Below are 17,206 nucleotides of genomic sequence, written 5' to 3' on the forward strand. Positions count from 1 at the left end.
AAATGAAAAAGTTCAAAGTAATATTCTTGTTATCAATTATGTTCTTGTCATTGGGATCGTGCGAGACAGTTGATTTTGGTGACACGAATGAAAACACTAATGGTCCCTCAGAATTTGATTCTGCAGCACTTTTATCCGCGGCACAGCGTAGATTTGTGACCATCGGGTTTAGAGACTGGTTGGTAAACCCACACCTTTACGTTCAGTACCAGGCGCAACCTGTTTACCAGGATGAATCCCGTTACGCAGAAGGTCCAACGAACTGGGCGGCTTATTATGCCGGTGCAGGTTCAGTTGGAGGTGCATTATCTGCTCTTCAGCAGGTGATCAACCTTTCAAATGATCCCGAAGTTAACACAACTCCGGCCTACCTTTCAAACGGATCTGCTAACAACCAGTTAGCGGTAGCCCGTATCATGAAAGTAGTAGTTTACAAGCGTCTTACAGACACATATGGAGATATTCCTTATTTTGAAGCCCTTAATCCAGAGATCCAGTCTCCGGCTTATACTCCTCAACGTGAGATCTACAATGATTTCATCAAGGAATTAACTGAAGCAAGAGATATGCTTGAGCCTGCTGGAGCGGGAGCTGCCGGTGACCTTTTCTACGATGGTGATGTAGAGAGCTGGGGAAGATTTGCCAACTCTCTTCTCTTAACTGTTACTATGCAAATGTCTGAAACAGAAGATGCCGGTGTAGCTGAGACTGCCTTCAATGAAGCTCTTACCAATGAGTACGGAGTGATCGAGACTGTTGACCAGGAAGCCTGGTACCAGCCTATCAACGTATCCACTTTGGTTAACCCATGGACTGCTTTCAGACCTGCAGATTACAACATGTCTGAGTACATGCAGGATGCGCTTCAGGGTGATGAACCAGATTACTCTAATGTGACTTTTGACCACCGTTTAGAGATTTACTCAAGCGATGCCCAGGGTGATGGTCTTCCTTATGGATTGGAAGATTATACTGGAATTGGAAGTAGCGTAAGGATTTCTGAATACATCACATCTCCAACTTCTCCATTCCCAATCCTAACTTCTGCCTACACATATCTTAACAGAGCTGAGGCTGCTGAAAGAAGGTGGACAAGTGAAGATGCTGCAGCAATGCTTGAGACAGGTATCGTCCAGTCTTACGCATCTACTTCTGCCTATTTTGGAAATGGACCACACATCGCAGATGCAGGTCTTGACCCAATTGACATTACAGAATTCGCAGATAATTTCGCAACTAAACGTCTTGCCGATGCTGCGTCTGTAGGAATGATGCAGGTAATAGCTGAAGAAAAATGGGCTGCTTTATTCCCACAAGGTTTCTTAGCATGGAACGAATGGAGAAGAACAGGATTCCCAATCCTTACTCCATCTCCAGATCCTCTTAACAGTGGTGAGATCCCAACAAGGTATCTTTACCCAACAAGTGAGATCAACCTTAACAATGCAAACTATCAGACAGGAGTAGGCGGACTTTCTCCTGCTGCTGATAAGAATACTTCAAAAGTTTGGTGGGATCAATAGATCAAACTAAATCTTTGAAACAGGAAAACCACCCTTTTAGGGTGGTTTTTTTATATCTATATTTGTGCTATGAATGAAACCACTACCATCTTTGGAATAAGGGCTGTTATTGAAGCAATACAGAACCAAAAGACGATTGATAAGATCTATATACAAAAAGGCCTAAGCGGACACCTGTTCATGGAACTTCAACAGCACCTTTCGGGCGGAGAATACAACATGTCTTATGTCCCTGTTGAAAAACTAAACCGATTGGTGAAAGGAAACCACCAGGGAGTGGTTGCCAAGATCTCCCCTGTTGCATTCGCAGATCTTGAAGAAGTGGTTACTGCTTCACTCGAAAAAGATACCAAACCTCTTTTTCTTCTTCTGGATCAAATTGATGATGTGAGGAATTTTGGAGCAATTATTCGTACAGCCGAATGTTGTGGGGTTGACGGGATAGTTATTCAGAAAAAAGGAGGTGCTCCTGTAACCGCAGATACGGTAAAGACATCTGCAGGTGCAATTTTTAAGATCCCACTAATAAAAGTGGACCATATAAAAGACGCGATCTATTATATGCAGGCTTCAGGAATAAAAGTTTTCGCCGCCACCGAAAAAACAGAGGATCTATTGTATTCAAAAGATCTTAACCAACCCCTGGCTCTGGTGATGGGAAATGAAGGTAAAGGGATCTCCCCTTCTGTCCTTAAAATTGTAGATGAAAAAGCAAAATTGCCAATTTTGGGAACTATAAGTTCTCTTAATGTTTCAGTGGCTTGCGGGGCATTCCTTTATGAGGTGGTAAGGCAAAGGTTGTAGCCTTGCTATGAGATGGAACCTCCCTATAAGGAGGTTGTACTATCCTGGCCATCATCCTCCCTGGTTTTCCTGTAATGATAGATATATTCGGGTTCTTCCTCCCCATCGGGGTTTTCAATGAAATTACCATCCTTGTCAAAATGTCTCATGAAGGGATCGTCCTCCTCCCTGTAAGTTTCTTGTTCCCACTCATATTTGGGAGGCCTGGCAATATCCTTTTTATATACAACTGCGAACAGGAATCCGGCTACCAATCCTGATAAATGTCCTTCCCAGGAGATTTTGGGATCAATAGGGGTGATATACCACAATAAGCCTCCGTAAAGAAAAACCACGATAAGGGAAAGTGCAACTAGCCGGTAGTGTTTGGAAAATATCCCTTTAAAGAAAAGAAAACCGGCCAGTAGATAGATGATCCCGCTCGCACCAATGTGGAATGCCGGCCGGCCTATCAACCATGTCAATCCTCCTGACAACAGCAAACCGAATAACAATACTTTCCAGCTGAGTTTGCGGTAAAAATAGAATAAGGACAAGGACAGTACAAATAGGGGAATAGTATTGTGAAAAAGGTGTTTAATGTCACTGTGCACAAACGGAGAGATCAAAATCCCCCGAAGCCCTTCAACAGTACGGGGATAAATACCGTAGCTGGTAAGATCGAATCCGAACCTTATTTCTGCCCAGAAGACGATCCAAATGATCAAGACAAAGGCCAATGGAAAACCAAGTACCCCGGGGGTGAAAATAAAAGGATCCTTTTGCTTCATATACCAGAAGTTTCTTCTATTAATATTACAAAAAATCAACCACATTTTTTTGACCTGACAACTTTCCTCATAAATCACCTTTTCCACGTTAATTGAGAGATCAAAACAGAAGCCGGTGCCATTTCGGCAGCCACTTAAAATGCATCTGCCGGTTTCCCGGCAACCCACAAATTAGTATTTTTGCCTCATGAACAAACCTTTAGCCGAACGTTTGCGGCCACAAACCCTTGATGATTACCTGAGTCAGCAACACCTGGTTGGACCTGAGGCTGCCCTGAGGCAGCAGATCAAAAATGACATTATTCCCAGTATGATCCTTTGGGGCCCTCCCGGTGTAGGCAAAACCACTCTGGCCAATATCATTGCCCAGGAATCGGGAAGGCCTTTCTTCACCCTTAGCGCTATAAGCAGCGGTGTAAAGGATGTGAGAGAGGTGATTGAAAAAGCTAAAAAAAGTGACGGACTTTTCACCATGAAGAATCCGATTTTGTTCATTGATGAGATCCACAGGTTCAGTAAATCACAACAGGATTCCCTTTTAGGTGCAGTGGAAAAAGGCTGGATCACCCTGATTGGAGCCACTACTGAGAATCCGAGTTTTGAGGTCATTCCCGCTTTACTTTCCCGTAGCCAGGTTTATGTGCTGAATTCCTTCACTAAGGAAGACCTCATAGCTCTTTTGGAACGTGCCATGAAAGAGGATGCGATCCTTCAGAAGAAAAAAATAAAATTAAAAGAAACAGAAGCCTTACTTAGACTTAGCGGTGGTGATGCCCGAAAACTCCTGAACATATTTGAACTTCTGGTCACATCAGAAAATTCAGATTCCGTAGAGATCACCAATAAAATGGTCCTTCACAAGGTGCAGCAAAATACTGTATTGTATGATAAGACCGGAGAACAGCATTATGATATAGTTTCGGCTTTCATTAAATCAATTCGCGGCAGTGACCCAAACGCCGCGGTCTACTGGTTGGCAAGGATGATAGAAGGCGGCGAGGACGTGAAGTTCATTGCCAGGCGTCTTCTTATTCTGGCTAGTGAAGATATTGGAAACGCAAACCCTACAGCTCTTATCATGGCAAACAACACCTTCCAGGCGGTTTCAACCATAGGTCACCCCGAGTCCAGAATTATTTTGAGCCAGTGCTGTATCTATCTTGCGACCTCTCCAAAAAGCAATGCTTCTTACATGGCGATCAATGAGGCGCAAGCTATGGTAAGGAAGACCGGTGACCTTCCGGTTCCACTGGCTATTCGCAATGCTCCTACGAAACTGATGAAAGACCTGGGTTATGGTCAGGATTACAAATATGCACACAGTTACGAAGGAAACTTTGCCGCGGCAGAATTTCTTCCGAAGGAGATAACCAATACCACTTTTTATAAACCCGGGAATAATCAGCGGGAAATGGCGCAAAGGGAATTCCTTAAAAAACGCTGGCAGACTAAATACGGTTATTGATCCTGTAAGAGATATTGCACCGTCACCAGTTGGCCGGTTTCTTTACTTACGAATTCTACCACCAGGTTTTGGACACTGTCGAAATAAGCATTCCCCTGGATTCCCTGGGAAGTGTATATGTAATTATCCCCCCCACCCGATTTAATGAGTCGGGCAAAATGTTGATTATCTCCCTCTTTAAAAAGATCAAATCCTGCATTCGTTTTCTCAAGCTGATATTTGATACCATTGTTCAAATACACTGTCGATTCTTCTCCGGTTACCGGAGTAGCTTCAACTCTAACCGGAGTTTCAGGCACCTCTTCTTCTACAGCCTCTCTTTCTTCTGAAGTGACCACAGGGTCAATAATTATCTCTTCGGGAGCATCAGTAAAAATATGGTTAAGATCTTCTACCGACTTAAAAGCATCCCGAAGGGCCTCCTGAAATGACTTTTTAAAGTCCTTCTCGGTGCTCGATCCCGTCTGGGAGGTAAAAACCACATTGTTATTACAATCTGAAAGTGTCACATATACCCGTGATCTGAAAAGCCCCGACTTGCTGTGCACATTGGCTTGCAGGATATCGCAGCGGTCCAAACCCTGTGGATCAGGTTCCTTGTAAAGGGCTTCAAAACCGAATTTTTCAAAAAGAAATGCGGTTAAGGCATTGAGCTGATACTGGTTCTCTTCGGAAAGAAATTCAAATTTTTCAGGTACTCTTACGTAATTGTACCTGTTGAGATTCTGAGCAAAGGTAGTTTGGATACCTATAAACAATACGATGGTCAAAAAAGCTGTTTTCATTCTGTGATCAAAATTAACTGGAGTCCCAATTGTACCGAAGCATTATTCGCTTTTGCCAGGTTGGTATAATCCAGAAGATTATCTGCAGCAAGATAAACATTAAAATTGTAGATCCTTCCCGAAAGCAGCAGTCCTATATTCGAAAATGAGAAGGAATCGGCGGTATAGGAGATCTTTCCGCGAAAATTATCATTGAAGGTGCGGTCAAAATATAGGGTGGTTGCATAATTAACCCCCCGCGGCCTTTTCATGGCAAAAAAATGGGCTCCAACCTGGTTGTAATACCTTCTCCTCCCCATGGGTTTATGACAGTTACAGGGTTCGGTATTTTCACTAAAACTATAATCAAACGAGGCATTCACTTTTACGGGGCGCCAGGTAACATAGGAATTTTCAAGGGTTTCATCTGTAAGATGCCGGTCGAGGTCATCTTCCCATTTATCCCAATAATTGTCTGAATTTCCGGTTTCGGGAAAAAGGATCTCGATCCCGTCAGTCTCATAATCCCCATAATACCGGTAATTCTCCACGTCTTTTGTGTGGTTCACAAACCCGATATCTAAAATACTTCCGGTAATTCTGTACTGGTCATCTGGATAAAAAGTAAAACCTGCATCCAAACCTAAACCAAGATTACCTCCCAAAAAGGCCTTTTTGGCGATGTTGCTCATGGTTCCCAAACCTGTCACATCTTCAGAATCTACTAAAGACGCCCACCCGGCGGTTTTGATAAGCACATCTATCCCACTCATAAAATGCCTGTAAATATTGGCACCTTCGGGAGAAGGACTGGTCCTGAAGATCCCCCTGTTATCAACACTATACGCATTGAATACTTCAGAATAAAGCTTGGCCCTGAATCCGTAATTCAGGTCTTCAGAATAATAGTTGGTGAATCCAATATGAAAGACATTGAGAGCTTCCGCAGTGAAAGCTGCATCAGAGAATTTAAAATTCTTATTTATATAATTCTTATTCCCTTCCCAGGCCAGCACGGCCAGATCTTTTGGAAAATAAACAAAGGCATCCATCTCCTGGTAGATCCCTGCAGTAAAATACCTCCTGTTCTTATCCCTCCAACCCAGGGACAGGATCTCCAGCTGCTGGTTTATGGTAAAAAAATCATTGTGATCCATGGCCCTGATCGAATTTCGTATGCGGTCATTGATGGTCCCAGGACCTTCTTTGAAAATATCATAAAAGGTTACCCCCGATGAACCTGCTGAAAGATGCACCTGTGAAAGCAGCGGAAACCCTACGTGCCTGTCAAATGTGACCTCGGCCCCGGGGTTAATCATCAGGCTTTGTGGCAGGTCGTCAAAATTGTACAGGAGTTGCTTATTTTGCGCGGGGGCAAAAAAAGGGGCAGAAAATATTATAATGAACAGAATTGATCTAATCATTAAAATTCAAAATTAAATACGCCTTTAGACTTCAACTGCAGCTCCCCTTCTATTGCTTCTGAATTGGGTTGCATTTCAATCTCCACCTTCATTTTTATTGCTCTTTTGAATTGATCGACTTCAGGACCGCTAATGGTCTCTATATAATTTACGGTTTCAGGATTATTAATGGACCCTGCAGGCACCGGAATACTAAACCGGTACATTACAGAATTATTTTCTGAAAGGAAATTTATATGGGTGATAAAGTCTTGGGGAAAGCTGTTGGTATAGATAAAATTAAGGTCTGCTCTCACCAATCCGTCCTGCATATAGTCATCATCAAGGAATTCAAGCCTTACTTCATCACCGGCTTTTGTAACCCCATTCTGAAAACTGGTTTCATTAAGGGTAAAATAAACCAGATCAAGAGCTGCTGAAGGTGGAAAAATGATCTCTTCATACTGGTCAACATCAATATCTTTTACACAGGAGAAATGAATAAACAGAAGGAAAGAAAAAGTTAATCTGAAAAGTTTCTTCATGGGTACCATCAACATTCAATTAAATTTTCTAACGAATGAAAGCTTCTATTATTGCTACAGGAATCCGGTTAGATCTTTCATTTCCAACACCTGGTGATATTCGGGAGCGAATTCCCGCTTGTAATAATTGTAGAGGATTGCATGCATTCCAAAGTTATGGGCGCCCAGTATGTCGGCTTCAAAGTTATCACCTATCATGATGCTGCTTTCCAGTGTGGCTGAGGCATTCTTTAAGGCTGCTTCGAAAATTTGCCTGTGAGGTTTCTTTACACCTACATCTTCTGAAGTAGTAATTGTTCTGAAATATTTAAGGATACCCGAGCTTTCCATTTTTTTATGCTGCACCTCCTTAAAACCATTGGTGATAATATGTAACTTATAGGAAGGATACAGATATTCCAGTATCTCCACCGTACCTTCAAGAAGGTAATTGTAATTGGGCAGGTGATCTATATAATCAACAGCAAGTCTATCTATTTGCTCATCTGTCACAGTTACATTCAAAGAATCAAAGGTTTCTTTTAACCTACCATATCTGAGATCTTCCTTGGAGACCTGGTTCTCACGATAAAGTTTCCAGTAATTTTCATTAATAGGAGCGTAGACCTCCAGGAAACTTCTTAGCTCCACCTCCACCCTGTTCTTCTTAAAAACAGAATCAAAAGCAAGCCCTGAATTTTTATCAAAATCCCACAAAGTATGGTCAAGGTCAAAGAAAATGTGTTGAATGTTACTGAATTTCATTGATCATCTTTAAGATTGAAATATTTCTTTTAGCATTAGAATATTCAGAAAAATCGATATTTGTGAAAACACAGGTCAATTTTCCATTTACAAGTTTGGTTTGTCGCTTAATTTCCAGAACCTTATACTCGATCTCGGTTTCTTTCAATTTTTTTGCTGCCTCCATATTAATCGCGTAAGGATGTACCCTCAATGGAGTGGTGATCTCAAAATTAATATCATAGAATAAAAAAGGACTACAGGTTCCCGCTCTAAACCCAAACATCTCTGGAAAACCCATTGAATAGTCGTTCTTTATTTCGAGTTCGATCATATTATTATAAGTATCCGGCAGCATAAGATTGTACTTATTGTTCAGGGCACTCAAAACGGGTCTTTTCAGGATGTTTTCGAGCCGGTTTTTTTCTTCTTTAAGGACCTCAAAATTTTGATTGGCATAATATCCGGGCTGAAGACCCACCTCTGAATAGTCTGCCACAGATTTCATGAGGCTTTGAATCTCAAGCCGGTTATGATTAATATTGCGATCATAGGTCGAAAAATCACTCACCTGGAACATGAATTTCAAAGGATGCAGATGTTTCTTTCTGAATTTAAGGATTTGATCATAGACATCAAAAGGATCTCTTCTAACCTTAAGCATCACCTGGATACGGTGCAGCAAATATTTTGGTTTCAATTGCACCAGGTCCCGGAAAAATCCTAATAAAACCCTTATCGCTCCTTTTTTCTTGTAGCAGAATACCTCTGTTACCGAAACGATGTTTTCTGTGGAAAATTCCCTCTTCGGAAAATCATAATTTGGAAACCTTTGCTTAAGTACCTCCCGGAATTTATACGCCCAGATATCAACTACCGGTTTTTCAAGGAACTCCTCCTGAAAAGCCAGGCTTTCTGAAGCCGGGAACCTGCCTTCCTTGTCTTTTACATGAGGTAAGTATTCCTCATACCGGCTAAGCAGGTAAAAGGAAGCTGCAAAAATATCAAAGGGAAGCGAGCTGTTTTCAGAAACAGCATAAAAACAAGGAACACCGTCCCAATCCTGCACCTTTATCTCGATATCTGACAATCCTTGTTCCAGAAGCAGGTCTACATTCTGGATGAACACCTCATTTGCCAGACTTTGTTTCCCGTAGGAGATTTTCATTCCCTCGTGGGCTACAAATTCTTCGATCTTAGAAGTAAAACCCACCGGGATCCCCAGAATCTGGGTACATACCTGTTTGAAGGAGTAAGTGATCCTGGGTGTTATTTTTTGAGTATATATTAAAAGCATATAGGCAGGGAAAAATTATAGGAGACCTTCATCGGCAAAGCTAAAATAAGATTTCTCGGTCACAATAAGGTGATCCAGGATCTTGATATCAATACTCTCCCCTGCAGTTTTCAATTTTTGGGTAAGTTGCTTGTCTGCGCTGCTGGGATTCAAATTTCCGGAAGGGTGATTATGAGCAAGAATAATGGCGGTTGCCCCCAGTTCCAACGCTTTTTTCAGAGCCAGTCTTACATCGACGAGAGTCCCTGTGATCCCTCCTTTACTCAGCTGAAACCTGTCTATGACCTTGTTTGAATTGTTGACATAAATGATCCAGAATTCTTCATGAGGAAGATCTCCAATAATGGGTTGCATAAGTTCAAAAACTGAAGTACTTGAGGAAATCTTCTTTTTATCAAGGGCTTCTTCAGAACGTCTTCTTCGACCCAATTCCAGGGCAGCAATAATAGTAATGGCTTTGGCCTCACCTATTCCTTTGTGGTGAGTAAGCTGTTTCACGGAGAGTTTACCCAATTCATTAAGACTATGACCTGAAGCTGAAAGTATCTTTTTGCAAAGTTCCACTGCACTTTCATTCCTGCTGCCAGAGCCAATTAGAATTGCCAGAAGTTCAGCGTCACTCAGGGAATTACGACCTTTTTGAAGTAATTTCTCCCGTGGGCGGTCCCCTTCTGCCCAGTTTTTTATCGTAAAAGAGGTGTTTTCCCTTGTTCCCATAGTTCTAATTTTCTTAAAGATAAGAAAATGAGAAATATGTCAACAGGTGCTAATTGATCCAGTCCTTGATCTCGTCAAAATCGAGTCCGCCGTAATTACCACTGCTCATTAGCAACAGTACAGATTGGTTTAGATCCCTGGATTTAAGAAAATCCTTAAATCCTTCAGGAGTAGTGAAAATAATAAGATCCTCTCTTTCAAAAGCTTCAAATATTTGCTCTTCAGTAATGGGCTCCAGCCTTTTGTTCTCTACGGCTTCCGGAGAAAAATACACCACTGCAACATCGGCAGCATCAAGGGAATTCCTGTATTCTTTCAGAAATTCTGCATTCAGACTACTATAAGTATGCAGTTCCAGACAAGCCACCAGGGTTTTTTCGGGATATTGCTCCTTCACAGCATTAGTAGTAGCCTTTACCTTGGAAGGGCTATGGGCAAAATCCTTATATACTACCGTATTGTTGGTTTCTGTTACCTTCTCCAGCCTTTTAGAGGCACCTGAAAAAGAGGCAATAGCTTCATAAAAATCTTCCTCATCGACACCCATATGTTGACAGATCCATTTTGCGCCCGCAAGGTTCTGGAGATTGTGTTCCCCGAATATCTCCACCGGCATATGCCCTTCGGGCGTTTCCAGAAGAGTAGTCTCCCGCTCTACCCGGTAGGCAGGGGTTTGGTAAGGGTGTTTTCTAATTGTATTCGTGGTTTCCTTAACCAGTTTTTGGATATGAGGATCTTCATCATTGTATACAAGTATTCCCCCACTGATAATAGATGAAATAAATTTTTCAAATTGTTCAAGGTAACCTTCAAAAGTTGGGAATACGTTTATATGATCCCAGGCGATCCCGCTCAATAAAGCAATATTGGGTTGATAAAGATGAAATTTTGGTCGCCTGTCAATGGGGGAAGAAAGATATTCATCTCCCTCAAGCACTATGAAATCATTGTCTTCTGTGAGGTGTACCATTGTGTCAAAACCTTCCAGTTGTGCTCCCACCATATAATCCACTTCCTTGTGGTGATAGTTGAGCACGTGAAGGATCATGGAGGTGATAGTGGTCTTCCCGTGGGAACCGCCTATCACTACCCTTGTCTTTTCTTTTGACTGCTCATACAGGAATTCAGGATAGGAATAGACTTTCACTCCCAGCTCTTTAGCCATTTGTAATTCGGGATTATCTTCCCGGGCATGCATACCCAGGATAACGGCATCCAATTCTGGGGTGACCTTTTGAGGAAACCATCCGTATTCCTCTGGAAGTAGTCCATATTTTTTAAGTCGGGAACGGGATGGTTCGTAGATCATATCGTCACTCCCGGTAATGTGATATCCTTTATGGTGTAACGCCAGAGCCAGGTTGTGCATGGCACTCCCGCCTATGGCTATAAAATGTATTCGCATTTATTCTAAATTTTTGTAAAGATAAACCTTCCTCCCGGAAGGAAAAAAGCACAAAATGAAAAGATAAATTTCTCACCGAGGAGAGTTGAGCGGGAACAAATACATAACCTTAACCGATAACCCGGAATTTGCAGCTTCAGAGGTAATTGACCTTTACCATTATAGAAAACTTTCACCCCCTTCAATTCTGTGGGAATTGAGTGTTAACTTTTTATATGTAAATATTTTCCTAAAAATATTATATTAATAAAATTGTTGTACTTTTAACCCTCCCTACCTCAACGATATAGAAGGCAAAATTAGCCTCTGCACTTTAACCCCTAAGTTAACAGGAGTTTAAGTTTTTTTTTTAATCTTTGCTATATATTTGAACCGTAATTACCAAAATGAAAATCGACTTAATTTAACACTTAGAGCCTATGCGAATTTTTACTCTGGGTAAAAATGGAATACCATTATTCTTTTTTGCCTTATTACTTTTTAGCGGAACCTTCTCATCTTATGGACAGTGTCCTACTGTAGATGCAGCAGATTCCATCCAGTATTTCTGTGATTCACAGGAAGCTGAAGTTTCACAATTGACTGTTACTGACACCAACGGTGCAGATGTTCTCTGGTATGAAGACCAAACAACCACTTCTTCACTTCCACCAACAACTTTTTTGGTTAGCGGAACTTATTACGCAGGTAGCGCAAGTTGTGCTCCAACTTCCCGTGTAGCAGTAGAGGTAAGGATTGCCAGCGAACCAGATATCCTAGGTATTAAAGCGTCAACCACCCCCACTACTTCAGCTAATAGAAAGGAATCCCTCGCTGTTATTGGGGTTTGTGTGGAAGATGTCAATAATCCCGGCTTAACTGTTGCTGATTTAAGGACTAATGCTGAAGATGAGAACAATGTGAGATGGTATTTAAATCGCACATCACAAGATGAATTAGATCCTTCAACTCCTCTGGTAAATAACACAGATTATTTTGCTGCTATTTATTCTCCTGATGGAGAATGTGAAACCAACAGAAAAAAAACTACTGTAAGATTCTTTTCTGAAGCTGCACCAACCGGACCCACCAGTCAGGAGTTTTGTGCTATTAACAATCCTACTTTAGGAGACATTGAGGCCTCCGGAGACAACAGATATTTTAGTTCTTCAACCTCTCAGGTTGAACTCAGCCCTAACACGGAACTGGAGAATGGAAAAACTTATTATGTCTCTGCTTTGGGTGAGGAATGCGAAAGCATCGATAGGTTAGGTGTAACTGTAACTGTTACAGAGCCTATCGATCTTGAAACAACAAGTCCCGGGATAATTTGTGAACTTGATGTTCAGGAAACCATTCCGAATGTGGATGCCTTAGAAAACTTTCTATTAGGCCTATTAGGTGATGGTGTTCCAACTAACGGAACTTTTAGTCCTACTCCGACACAATTAGGAAACCAGTATCAAAATGATGCAGATGGTCTCGGAGATTTCACTACGACCTATACTGTAGGATGTGACCAGGTAGATCTTACCCTCACCGTTATTCCTTCTGAGGATGCAAATGCAGGTGACGATGTAACACGAACTTATGATGTAACCGATGATCCAGTGGATCTATATGGTTTAGTTACTGAAGGTGCTCAGGATTTCGGAACTTTTGAAGGATATCCTAATGGAGAATTTGATCCTTCTTCTGAAGGTCCCGGAACTTACATCATTAATTATACAGTAGATGAAACATCCGGTTGTATAGATGGAAGTGACTCGGCTGTATTCACTATCATGGTAAACCCGTGTACTGCGGATGCCGGTGATGATGTTGATGCAGATTTTTGTAGGTCTGATGCTGAAGTCCTAGCAGGACAACTTGCCGTAGCAGAAAATGATGAAGAAAGAAACGCTATAATTGCCACCTGGTTGGGCGACAGAGATACTAATGGAACCTTTACTGGAGATCCCGCAACTGAAATAGCAACAAAATATGCCGATGGTGTTTATCCTTTCTCGGTGTCAACTACTTATACTGTAGGAGAAGGAGTATGTGAAGATGAGGCCAGCATTACCTTTACGGTGTATGAAGATGCCTATGCCGGTGAAGATGCGGTACTGAACACAGAATTTGATGGAGAACCGGTAGAACTTTTTGGTCTTTTAGGGAATGAAGCAGAAGAAGGCGGAACCTGGAGCTCAGGTGACGGCACTTTTGACCCTGCAACAGATGCCCCCGGCACCTACACCTACACAGTTGGAGAAGGATGTACAGATTCAGCTACCGTAACAGTCACAGTTTCTACAGATCCAAATGACCCTTGTGCTGCTGTTGATGCAGGAACACCAGGATATGGAGTCGTATGTCTTGAAGATGTTCCCACAAAAATCGGAAGTCGACTAGGAGTAGAAAAATATTTCTTGGGACTTCTGGACGCGGGAGTTTCAAAAACTGGTACTTTTAACCCGACCCCTTATCAAATCGCAAGGACATATAGGGCGGACGAAGATGGACTGGGTGAATTTTCTACTACCTACACTATTACCGATGGAGAGTGTACTGACTCGGTCGTTCTTACCGTAATCGTCGTGGAGGAAGCAAACGCAGGGGAAGATGCCACCGTTACACTTGATGAAAATGATGAACCGGTGAACCTTTTCGATTATCTTGGAGATTCTGCCCTTCAGGGAGGAACCTGGGATACAGGAAACGGTACTTTTGATCCTGCTACAGACGAACCCGGAACTTTTACCTATACCGTAGGTTATGAAGGCTGTATGGATTCAGCTACTGTTACCGTTAGCGTTACTTCAGAACCTACAGATCCTTGTGAAGGAGTTGTGGATGCAGGTGGTGATAACACGGGTGTAGTCTGCATAACAGATATAGAACAGGTCCTTGACAGCAGTGATGATATAAGAAATTATCTATTGAATATACTTGATGGCGAGGTGATCCAAACAGGAACATTTAATCCTTCACCTTCGCAGCTTTTTGATCAATATGCGAATGACACAGATGGGCTGGGAGATTTCTCTACTACTTACACATTAACAGACGGTGAGTGTTCAGATTCAGCTGTACTAACCATATCTGTAATTGACACAGAACCAGCAGATACAGGGGATATCGCAGATGTTACCATTTGTACTGCAGAAGACGGCTATGACCTGAATTCAGTTCTCACAGATGCTAACCCTGCAGGTGGTACTTTCTACGATGAAGAAGGAGAAATGATCACAAATGGAATCCTCGATATTTCTTCGGAAGGACAGTTCACTATCACCTATACCATTACAGAAGATGATTCATCTTGTGTAACAGGAACCGACTCTACAGACTTTACTGTAACAGTGACTGCTAATACTGCTGATGCAGGTGAAGACAACTCGGTAGAACTTTGTAATTCAGAAGTAAAAAACCTTACTACAACCGGGGTGAGAAATCTATATCTTAATCTACTTGAGGACGGTGTAGCGACAAATGGTACTTTCAACCCCACAATTCAAACTCTTATAGATCAGTATAAATTTCAGAGCAATATCGGTGATTTCACAACTATCTATACGGTAGGGGAAGGAAACTGCACAGACTCTGCAGAGCTTACTGTTACTGTTCTGGATTACCTTAGTGCAGGCGAAAATGCTACTGTAAACCTTGAAGAAGACGATACTGAAGAAGTCGATCTTTTTGATGCTTTAGGTGGAACTCCGGCAGAAGGTGGGGTTTGGACCGATGCTGATGGTGAAACCGTAGACGGAACTTTTGATCCTACTACGGATGCTGAAGGAACATACACTTACACTGTTACCAGTGATAATGGATGTGTTGACTCAGCTACGGTAACAGTGGTCATTGGAGATCCTGTTGCCTGTCCTGAGATCACAGATGCAGAACAATCATTCTGTGGCACAGCTACTGTTGCAGATCTTTCTCCGTCAAATGCTCTTTGGTACACCTCAGAGGATGGCACAGATGCTTTAGCAGCAGATACCGCTCTTGAAGACGATGCAGAATACTTTGCAGGAAATGCTGACGGAAGTTGTTCTGATCGTGGAATGGTAACAGTTACTATCCTTGATGCTCCAGACGCCCCAGCAGTAACCGCCTTTGACGGATGTGTTGCAGATCTGGCTACTGTTGCCGACCTGGTAGTTACAGCTGATGAAGGATTCACTGTTCAGTTTTATACTACTGAGGATTTAAATACTCCGGCAGCTGAAACCGATCTTCTTGTAGATGGTATTTATTTTGTTACTCAGGCCACCGCCGAAGGTTGTGAGTCTGAAGCTGCTGAGCTAACCGTAACCCTTGATGATTCAGATGCTCCTACCCTTGCACAGGGAGGAAACGTATTCTGTGAGTTTGACAATGCAACACTTGCAGACCTTGAAAACAATCTGGTTGGAGAAGGAACCATTACATGGTATGCTTCTGAAACAGGGACAGATCCTTTAGATGCTGATTCTGAACAATTGAGAAACGAAGCAATCTATTACGCTTCATTAACTCCCGAAGGAGCATGTGAAAGCTCAGACAGACTTCCTGTAACTGTTACTCTTGAAGTTTGCGAGATCGTGATCCCAGAAGCTTTTTCACCGAATAATGACAATATCAACGATTACTTTGTGATTGATAACATCTCTTCTGAGTACCCTAACCATACTTTAGAGATTTACAACAGATGGGGTAATATGGTATTCAACGGTAAAGGAGCCAACCCGGGATGGGATGGAACTTCTACTGAAGGTTCATTTGGAAGCGGAGTATTGCCTGTAGGTGTATATTTCTATATCCTGTATTTCAATGACGGACAAACCGCACCTACCCAAGGTAGATTGTACTTAAGCAGATAATTTTGAAACATTCGAATCATATGAGAAATTCATTCATAAAAATTTTTACAGTTGCTTGCATTGCCCTTTTTTCTATAAAGGGTAATGCACAACAAGATCCAATGTACACCCAGTACATGTATAACATGAGCGTGATAAATCCCGCTTATGCGATAGATGATCTTGGGATGCTCAATGTTGGAGGGATCTATAGAAACCAATGGGCCGGCATGGATGGAGGACCTGAGACAGCGAACTTCTTCGCTCACACAGGACTAACAGAAAGGCTGGAAGTTGGATTAACTATCGTGCATGACGAAATAGGAGACATCATTAAAGAAAATAATCTTTATGCTGATGTAGCTTACGTACTTCCCGTTACTGAATCTTCAAAATTATCTTTTGGAGTTAAAGCCGGAATGACCTTTTTCGATGCAGATCTTACGAGGCTTAGAACCCAGCAGGATAATGATCCTGCGATGCAAAACGTTAGTGAAGCATTTCCTAATTTTGGAGTAGGTGCTTACTGGTTCGGGGATAACTACTATGTAGGTCTTTCTGCTCCAAACATCTTTACTTCAAAACATCTGGAAAATGAAACAGGGCTTGCCCGTTTAGGTGAGGAGAACATCCATTATTTCCTAACCGGGGGTTATGTATTTGATCTTAATCCAAATGTAAAGCTTAAGCCTGCCTTTATGATGAGAGGTGTAGAAGGAGCTCCATTATCTGTGGATGTTACAGCGAACGTACTTCTTTACAACCGCTTTGAAGCCGGTGTTGCTTACCGTTTTGATGAAACAATAAGTGGTCTGGTTAACTTCAGGGTAACTCCTGAACTTAGAATAGGTTATGCCTATGACTATACCACCGGAAATCTTGGTGATTTCAACGACGGGACTCACGAGATCATGGTATTATTTGACCTTGACCTGCTGGGACTTTCAAAAGGTTATAATGTATCCCCAAGATTCTTCTAAAAACT

Annotated in this window: 13 protein-coding genes; 5 read left to right on the forward strand and 8 right to left on the reverse strand. The window is 42.0% G+C overall.

Annotation, left to right across the window (positions count from 1 at the left end):
* The first annotated feature begins 2 nt into the window (after window positions 1-2).
* Window positions 3-1,523 carry a SusD/RagB family nutrient-binding outer membrane lipoprotein gene (locus tag ACFSTG_RS09590; RefSeq protein ID WP_380751683.1) on the forward strand — a complete coding sequence of 507 codons (1,521 nt, stop codon included), beginning with the start codon at window positions 3-5 and terminating at the stop codon, window positions 1,521-1,523.
* Between the two features lie 69 nt (window positions 1,524-1,592).
* Entirely contained in the window at window positions 1,593-2,327 is a 735-nt protein-coding gene (gene rlmB / locus ACFSTG_RS09595) for a 23S rRNA (guanosine(2251)-2'-O)-methyltransferase RlmB (protein WP_380751686.1), read from the forward strand.
* Between the two features lie 23 nt (window positions 2,328-2,350).
* On the opposite strand, the gene ACFSTG_RS09600 is transcribed toward rlmB, so the two are convergent.
* The gene (locus ACFSTG_RS09600; RefSeq protein ID WP_380751689.1) at window positions 2,351-3,097 is read right to left on the reverse strand and encodes a rhomboid family intramembrane serine protease; all 747 of its coding nucleotides are present in this window, start codon (window positions 3,095-3,097) and stop codon (window positions 2,351-2,353) included.
* Window positions 3,098-3,284: 187 nt separating this feature from the next.
* On the opposite strand from ACFSTG_RS09600, the gene ACFSTG_RS09605 reads away from it, so the two are divergent.
* Window positions 3,285-4,562 carry a replication-associated recombination protein A gene (locus tag ACFSTG_RS09605; protein ID WP_380751692.1) on the forward strand — a complete coding sequence of 426 codons (1,278 nt, stop codon included), beginning with the start codon at window positions 3,285-3,287 and terminating at the stop codon, window positions 4,560-4,562.
* Here ACFSTG_RS09605 and ACFSTG_RS09610 read toward each other — a convergent pair.
* Genes ACFSTG_RS09610 through ACFSTG_RS09640 form a run of 7 tightly spaced genes read right to left on the reverse strand, consistent with a single transcriptional unit; the run spans window position 4,556 to window position 11,416 of the window.
* The gene (locus ACFSTG_RS09610; protein WP_380751695.1) at window positions 4,556-5,347 is read right to left on the reverse strand and encodes a hypothetical protein; all 792 of its coding nucleotides are present in this window, start codon (window positions 5,345-5,347) and stop codon (window positions 4,556-4,558) included. The genes ACFSTG_RS09605 and ACFSTG_RS09610 overlap by 7 nt on opposite strands.
* Window positions 5,344-6,750, reverse strand: a complete 1,407-nt coding sequence (locus ACFSTG_RS09615; protein ID WP_380751698.1) for a DUF5723 family protein — start codon at window positions 6,748-6,750, stop codon at window positions 5,344-5,346. Before ACFSTG_RS09615 ends, ACFSTG_RS09610 begins: the two co-directional genes overlap by 4 nt.
* Window positions 6,750-7,289 carry a hypothetical protein gene (locus ACFSTG_RS09620; protein WP_380751701.1) on the reverse strand — a complete coding sequence of 180 codons (540 nt, stop codon included), beginning with the start codon at window positions 7,287-7,289 and terminating at the stop codon, window positions 6,750-6,752. The genes ACFSTG_RS09615 and ACFSTG_RS09620 overlap by 1 nt, the downstream gene beginning before the upstream one ends.
* Window positions 7,290-7,328: 39 nt before the next feature.
* Window positions 7,329-8,018 carry a YjjG family noncanonical pyrimidine nucleotidase gene (locus ACFSTG_RS09625; protein ID WP_380751703.1) on the reverse strand — a complete coding sequence of 230 codons (690 nt, stop codon included), beginning with the start codon at window positions 8,016-8,018 and terminating at the stop codon, window positions 7,329-7,331.
* A complete protein-coding gene (locus ACFSTG_RS09630; RefSeq protein ID WP_380751706.1) occupies window positions 8,005-9,294 on the reverse strand; it encodes a polysaccharide deacetylase family protein in 1,290 nt (429 codons plus the stop codon). The genes ACFSTG_RS09625 and ACFSTG_RS09630 overlap by 14 nt, the downstream gene beginning before the upstream one ends.
* 15 nt (window positions 9,295-9,309) lie before the next feature.
* Window positions 9,310-10,011: a RadC family protein gene (gene radC / locus ACFSTG_RS09635; RefSeq protein ID WP_380751709.1), complete on the reverse strand. Its 702-nt coding sequence runs from the start codon at window positions 10,009-10,011 to the stop codon at window positions 9,310-9,312.
* A 49-nt stretch (window positions 10,012-10,060) separates the two neighbouring features.
* Window positions 10,061-11,416: a UDP-N-acetylmuramate--L-alanine ligase gene (locus ACFSTG_RS09640; RefSeq protein WP_380751711.1), complete on the reverse strand. Its 1,356-nt coding sequence runs from the start codon at window positions 11,414-11,416 to the stop codon at window positions 10,061-10,063.
* 419 nt (window positions 11,417-11,835) lie between these two features.
* On the opposite strand from ACFSTG_RS09640, the gene ACFSTG_RS09645 reads away from it, so the two are divergent.
* On the forward strand, window positions 11,836-16,242 hold the full coding sequence (locus tag ACFSTG_RS09645) for a T9SS type B sorting domain-containing protein (RefSeq protein ID WP_380751714.1): 4,407 nt from the start codon (window positions 11,836-11,838) through the stop codon (window positions 16,240-16,242).
* A 20-nt stretch (window positions 16,243-16,262) separates the two neighbouring features.
* A complete protein-coding gene (locus ACFSTG_RS09650; protein ID WP_380751717.1) occupies window positions 16,263-17,201 on the forward strand; it encodes a PorP/SprF family type IX secretion system membrane protein in 939 nt (312 codons plus the stop codon).
* The last annotated feature ends 5 nt before the right edge of the window (window positions 17,202-17,206 follow it).

Source organism: Salinimicrobium flavum (assembly GCF_042684505.1).
Classification (GTDB): domain Bacteria; phylum Bacteroidota; class Bacteroidia; order Flavobacteriales; family Flavobacteriaceae; genus Salinimicrobium; species Salinimicrobium flavum.

What these genes read in the sequence shown, in the direction of transcription:
- ACFSTG_RS09590 (WP_380751683.1), top strand. Translation starts at nt 3, where the DNA reads ATGAAAAAGTTCAAAGTAATATTCTTGTTATCAATTATGTTCTTGTCA.
- rlmB (WP_380751686.1), top strand. Translation starts at nt 1,593, where the DNA reads ATGAATGAAACCACTACCATCTTTGGAATAAGGGCTGTTATTGAAGCA.
- ACFSTG_RS09600 (WP_380751689.1), bottom strand. Translation starts at nt 3,097, where the DNA reads ATGAAGCAAAAGGATCCTTTTATTTTCACCCCCGGGGTACTTGGTTTT.
- ACFSTG_RS09605 (WP_380751692.1), top strand. Translation starts at nt 3,285, where the DNA reads ATGAACAAACCTTTAGCCGAACGTTTGCGGCCACAAACCCTTGATGAT.
- ACFSTG_RS09610 (WP_380751695.1), bottom strand. Translation starts at nt 5,347, where the DNA reads ATGAAAACAGCTTTTTTGACCATCGTATTGTTTATAGGTATCCAAACT.
- ACFSTG_RS09615 (WP_380751698.1), bottom strand. Translation starts at nt 6,750, where the DNA reads ATGATTAGATCAATTCTGTTCATTATAATATTTTCTGCCCCTTTTTTT.
- ACFSTG_RS09620 (WP_380751701.1), bottom strand. Translation starts at nt 7,289, where the DNA reads ATGTTGATGGTACCCATGAAGAAACTTTTCAGATTAACTTTTTCTTTC.
- ACFSTG_RS09625 (WP_380751703.1), bottom strand. Translation starts at nt 8,018, where the DNA reads ATGAAATTCAGTAACATTCAACACATTTTCTTTGACCTTGACCATACT.
- ACFSTG_RS09630 (WP_380751706.1), bottom strand. Translation starts at nt 9,294, where the DNA reads ATGCTTTTAATATATACTCAAAAAATAACACCCAGGATCACTTACTCC.
- radC (WP_380751709.1), bottom strand. Translation starts at nt 10,011, where the DNA reads ATGGGAACAAGGGAAAACACCTCTTTTACGATAAAAAACTGGGCAGAA.
- ACFSTG_RS09640 (WP_380751711.1), bottom strand. Translation starts at nt 11,416, where the DNA reads ATGCGAATACATTTTATAGCCATAGGCGGGAGTGCCATGCACAACCTG.
- ACFSTG_RS09645 (WP_380751714.1), top strand. Translation starts at nt 11,836, where the DNA reads ATGCGAATTTTTACTCTGGGTAAAAATGGAATACCATTATTCTTTTTT.
- ACFSTG_RS09650 (WP_380751717.1), top strand. Translation starts at nt 16,263, where the DNA reads ATGAGAAATTCATTCATAAAAATTTTTACAGTTGCTTGCATTGCCCTT.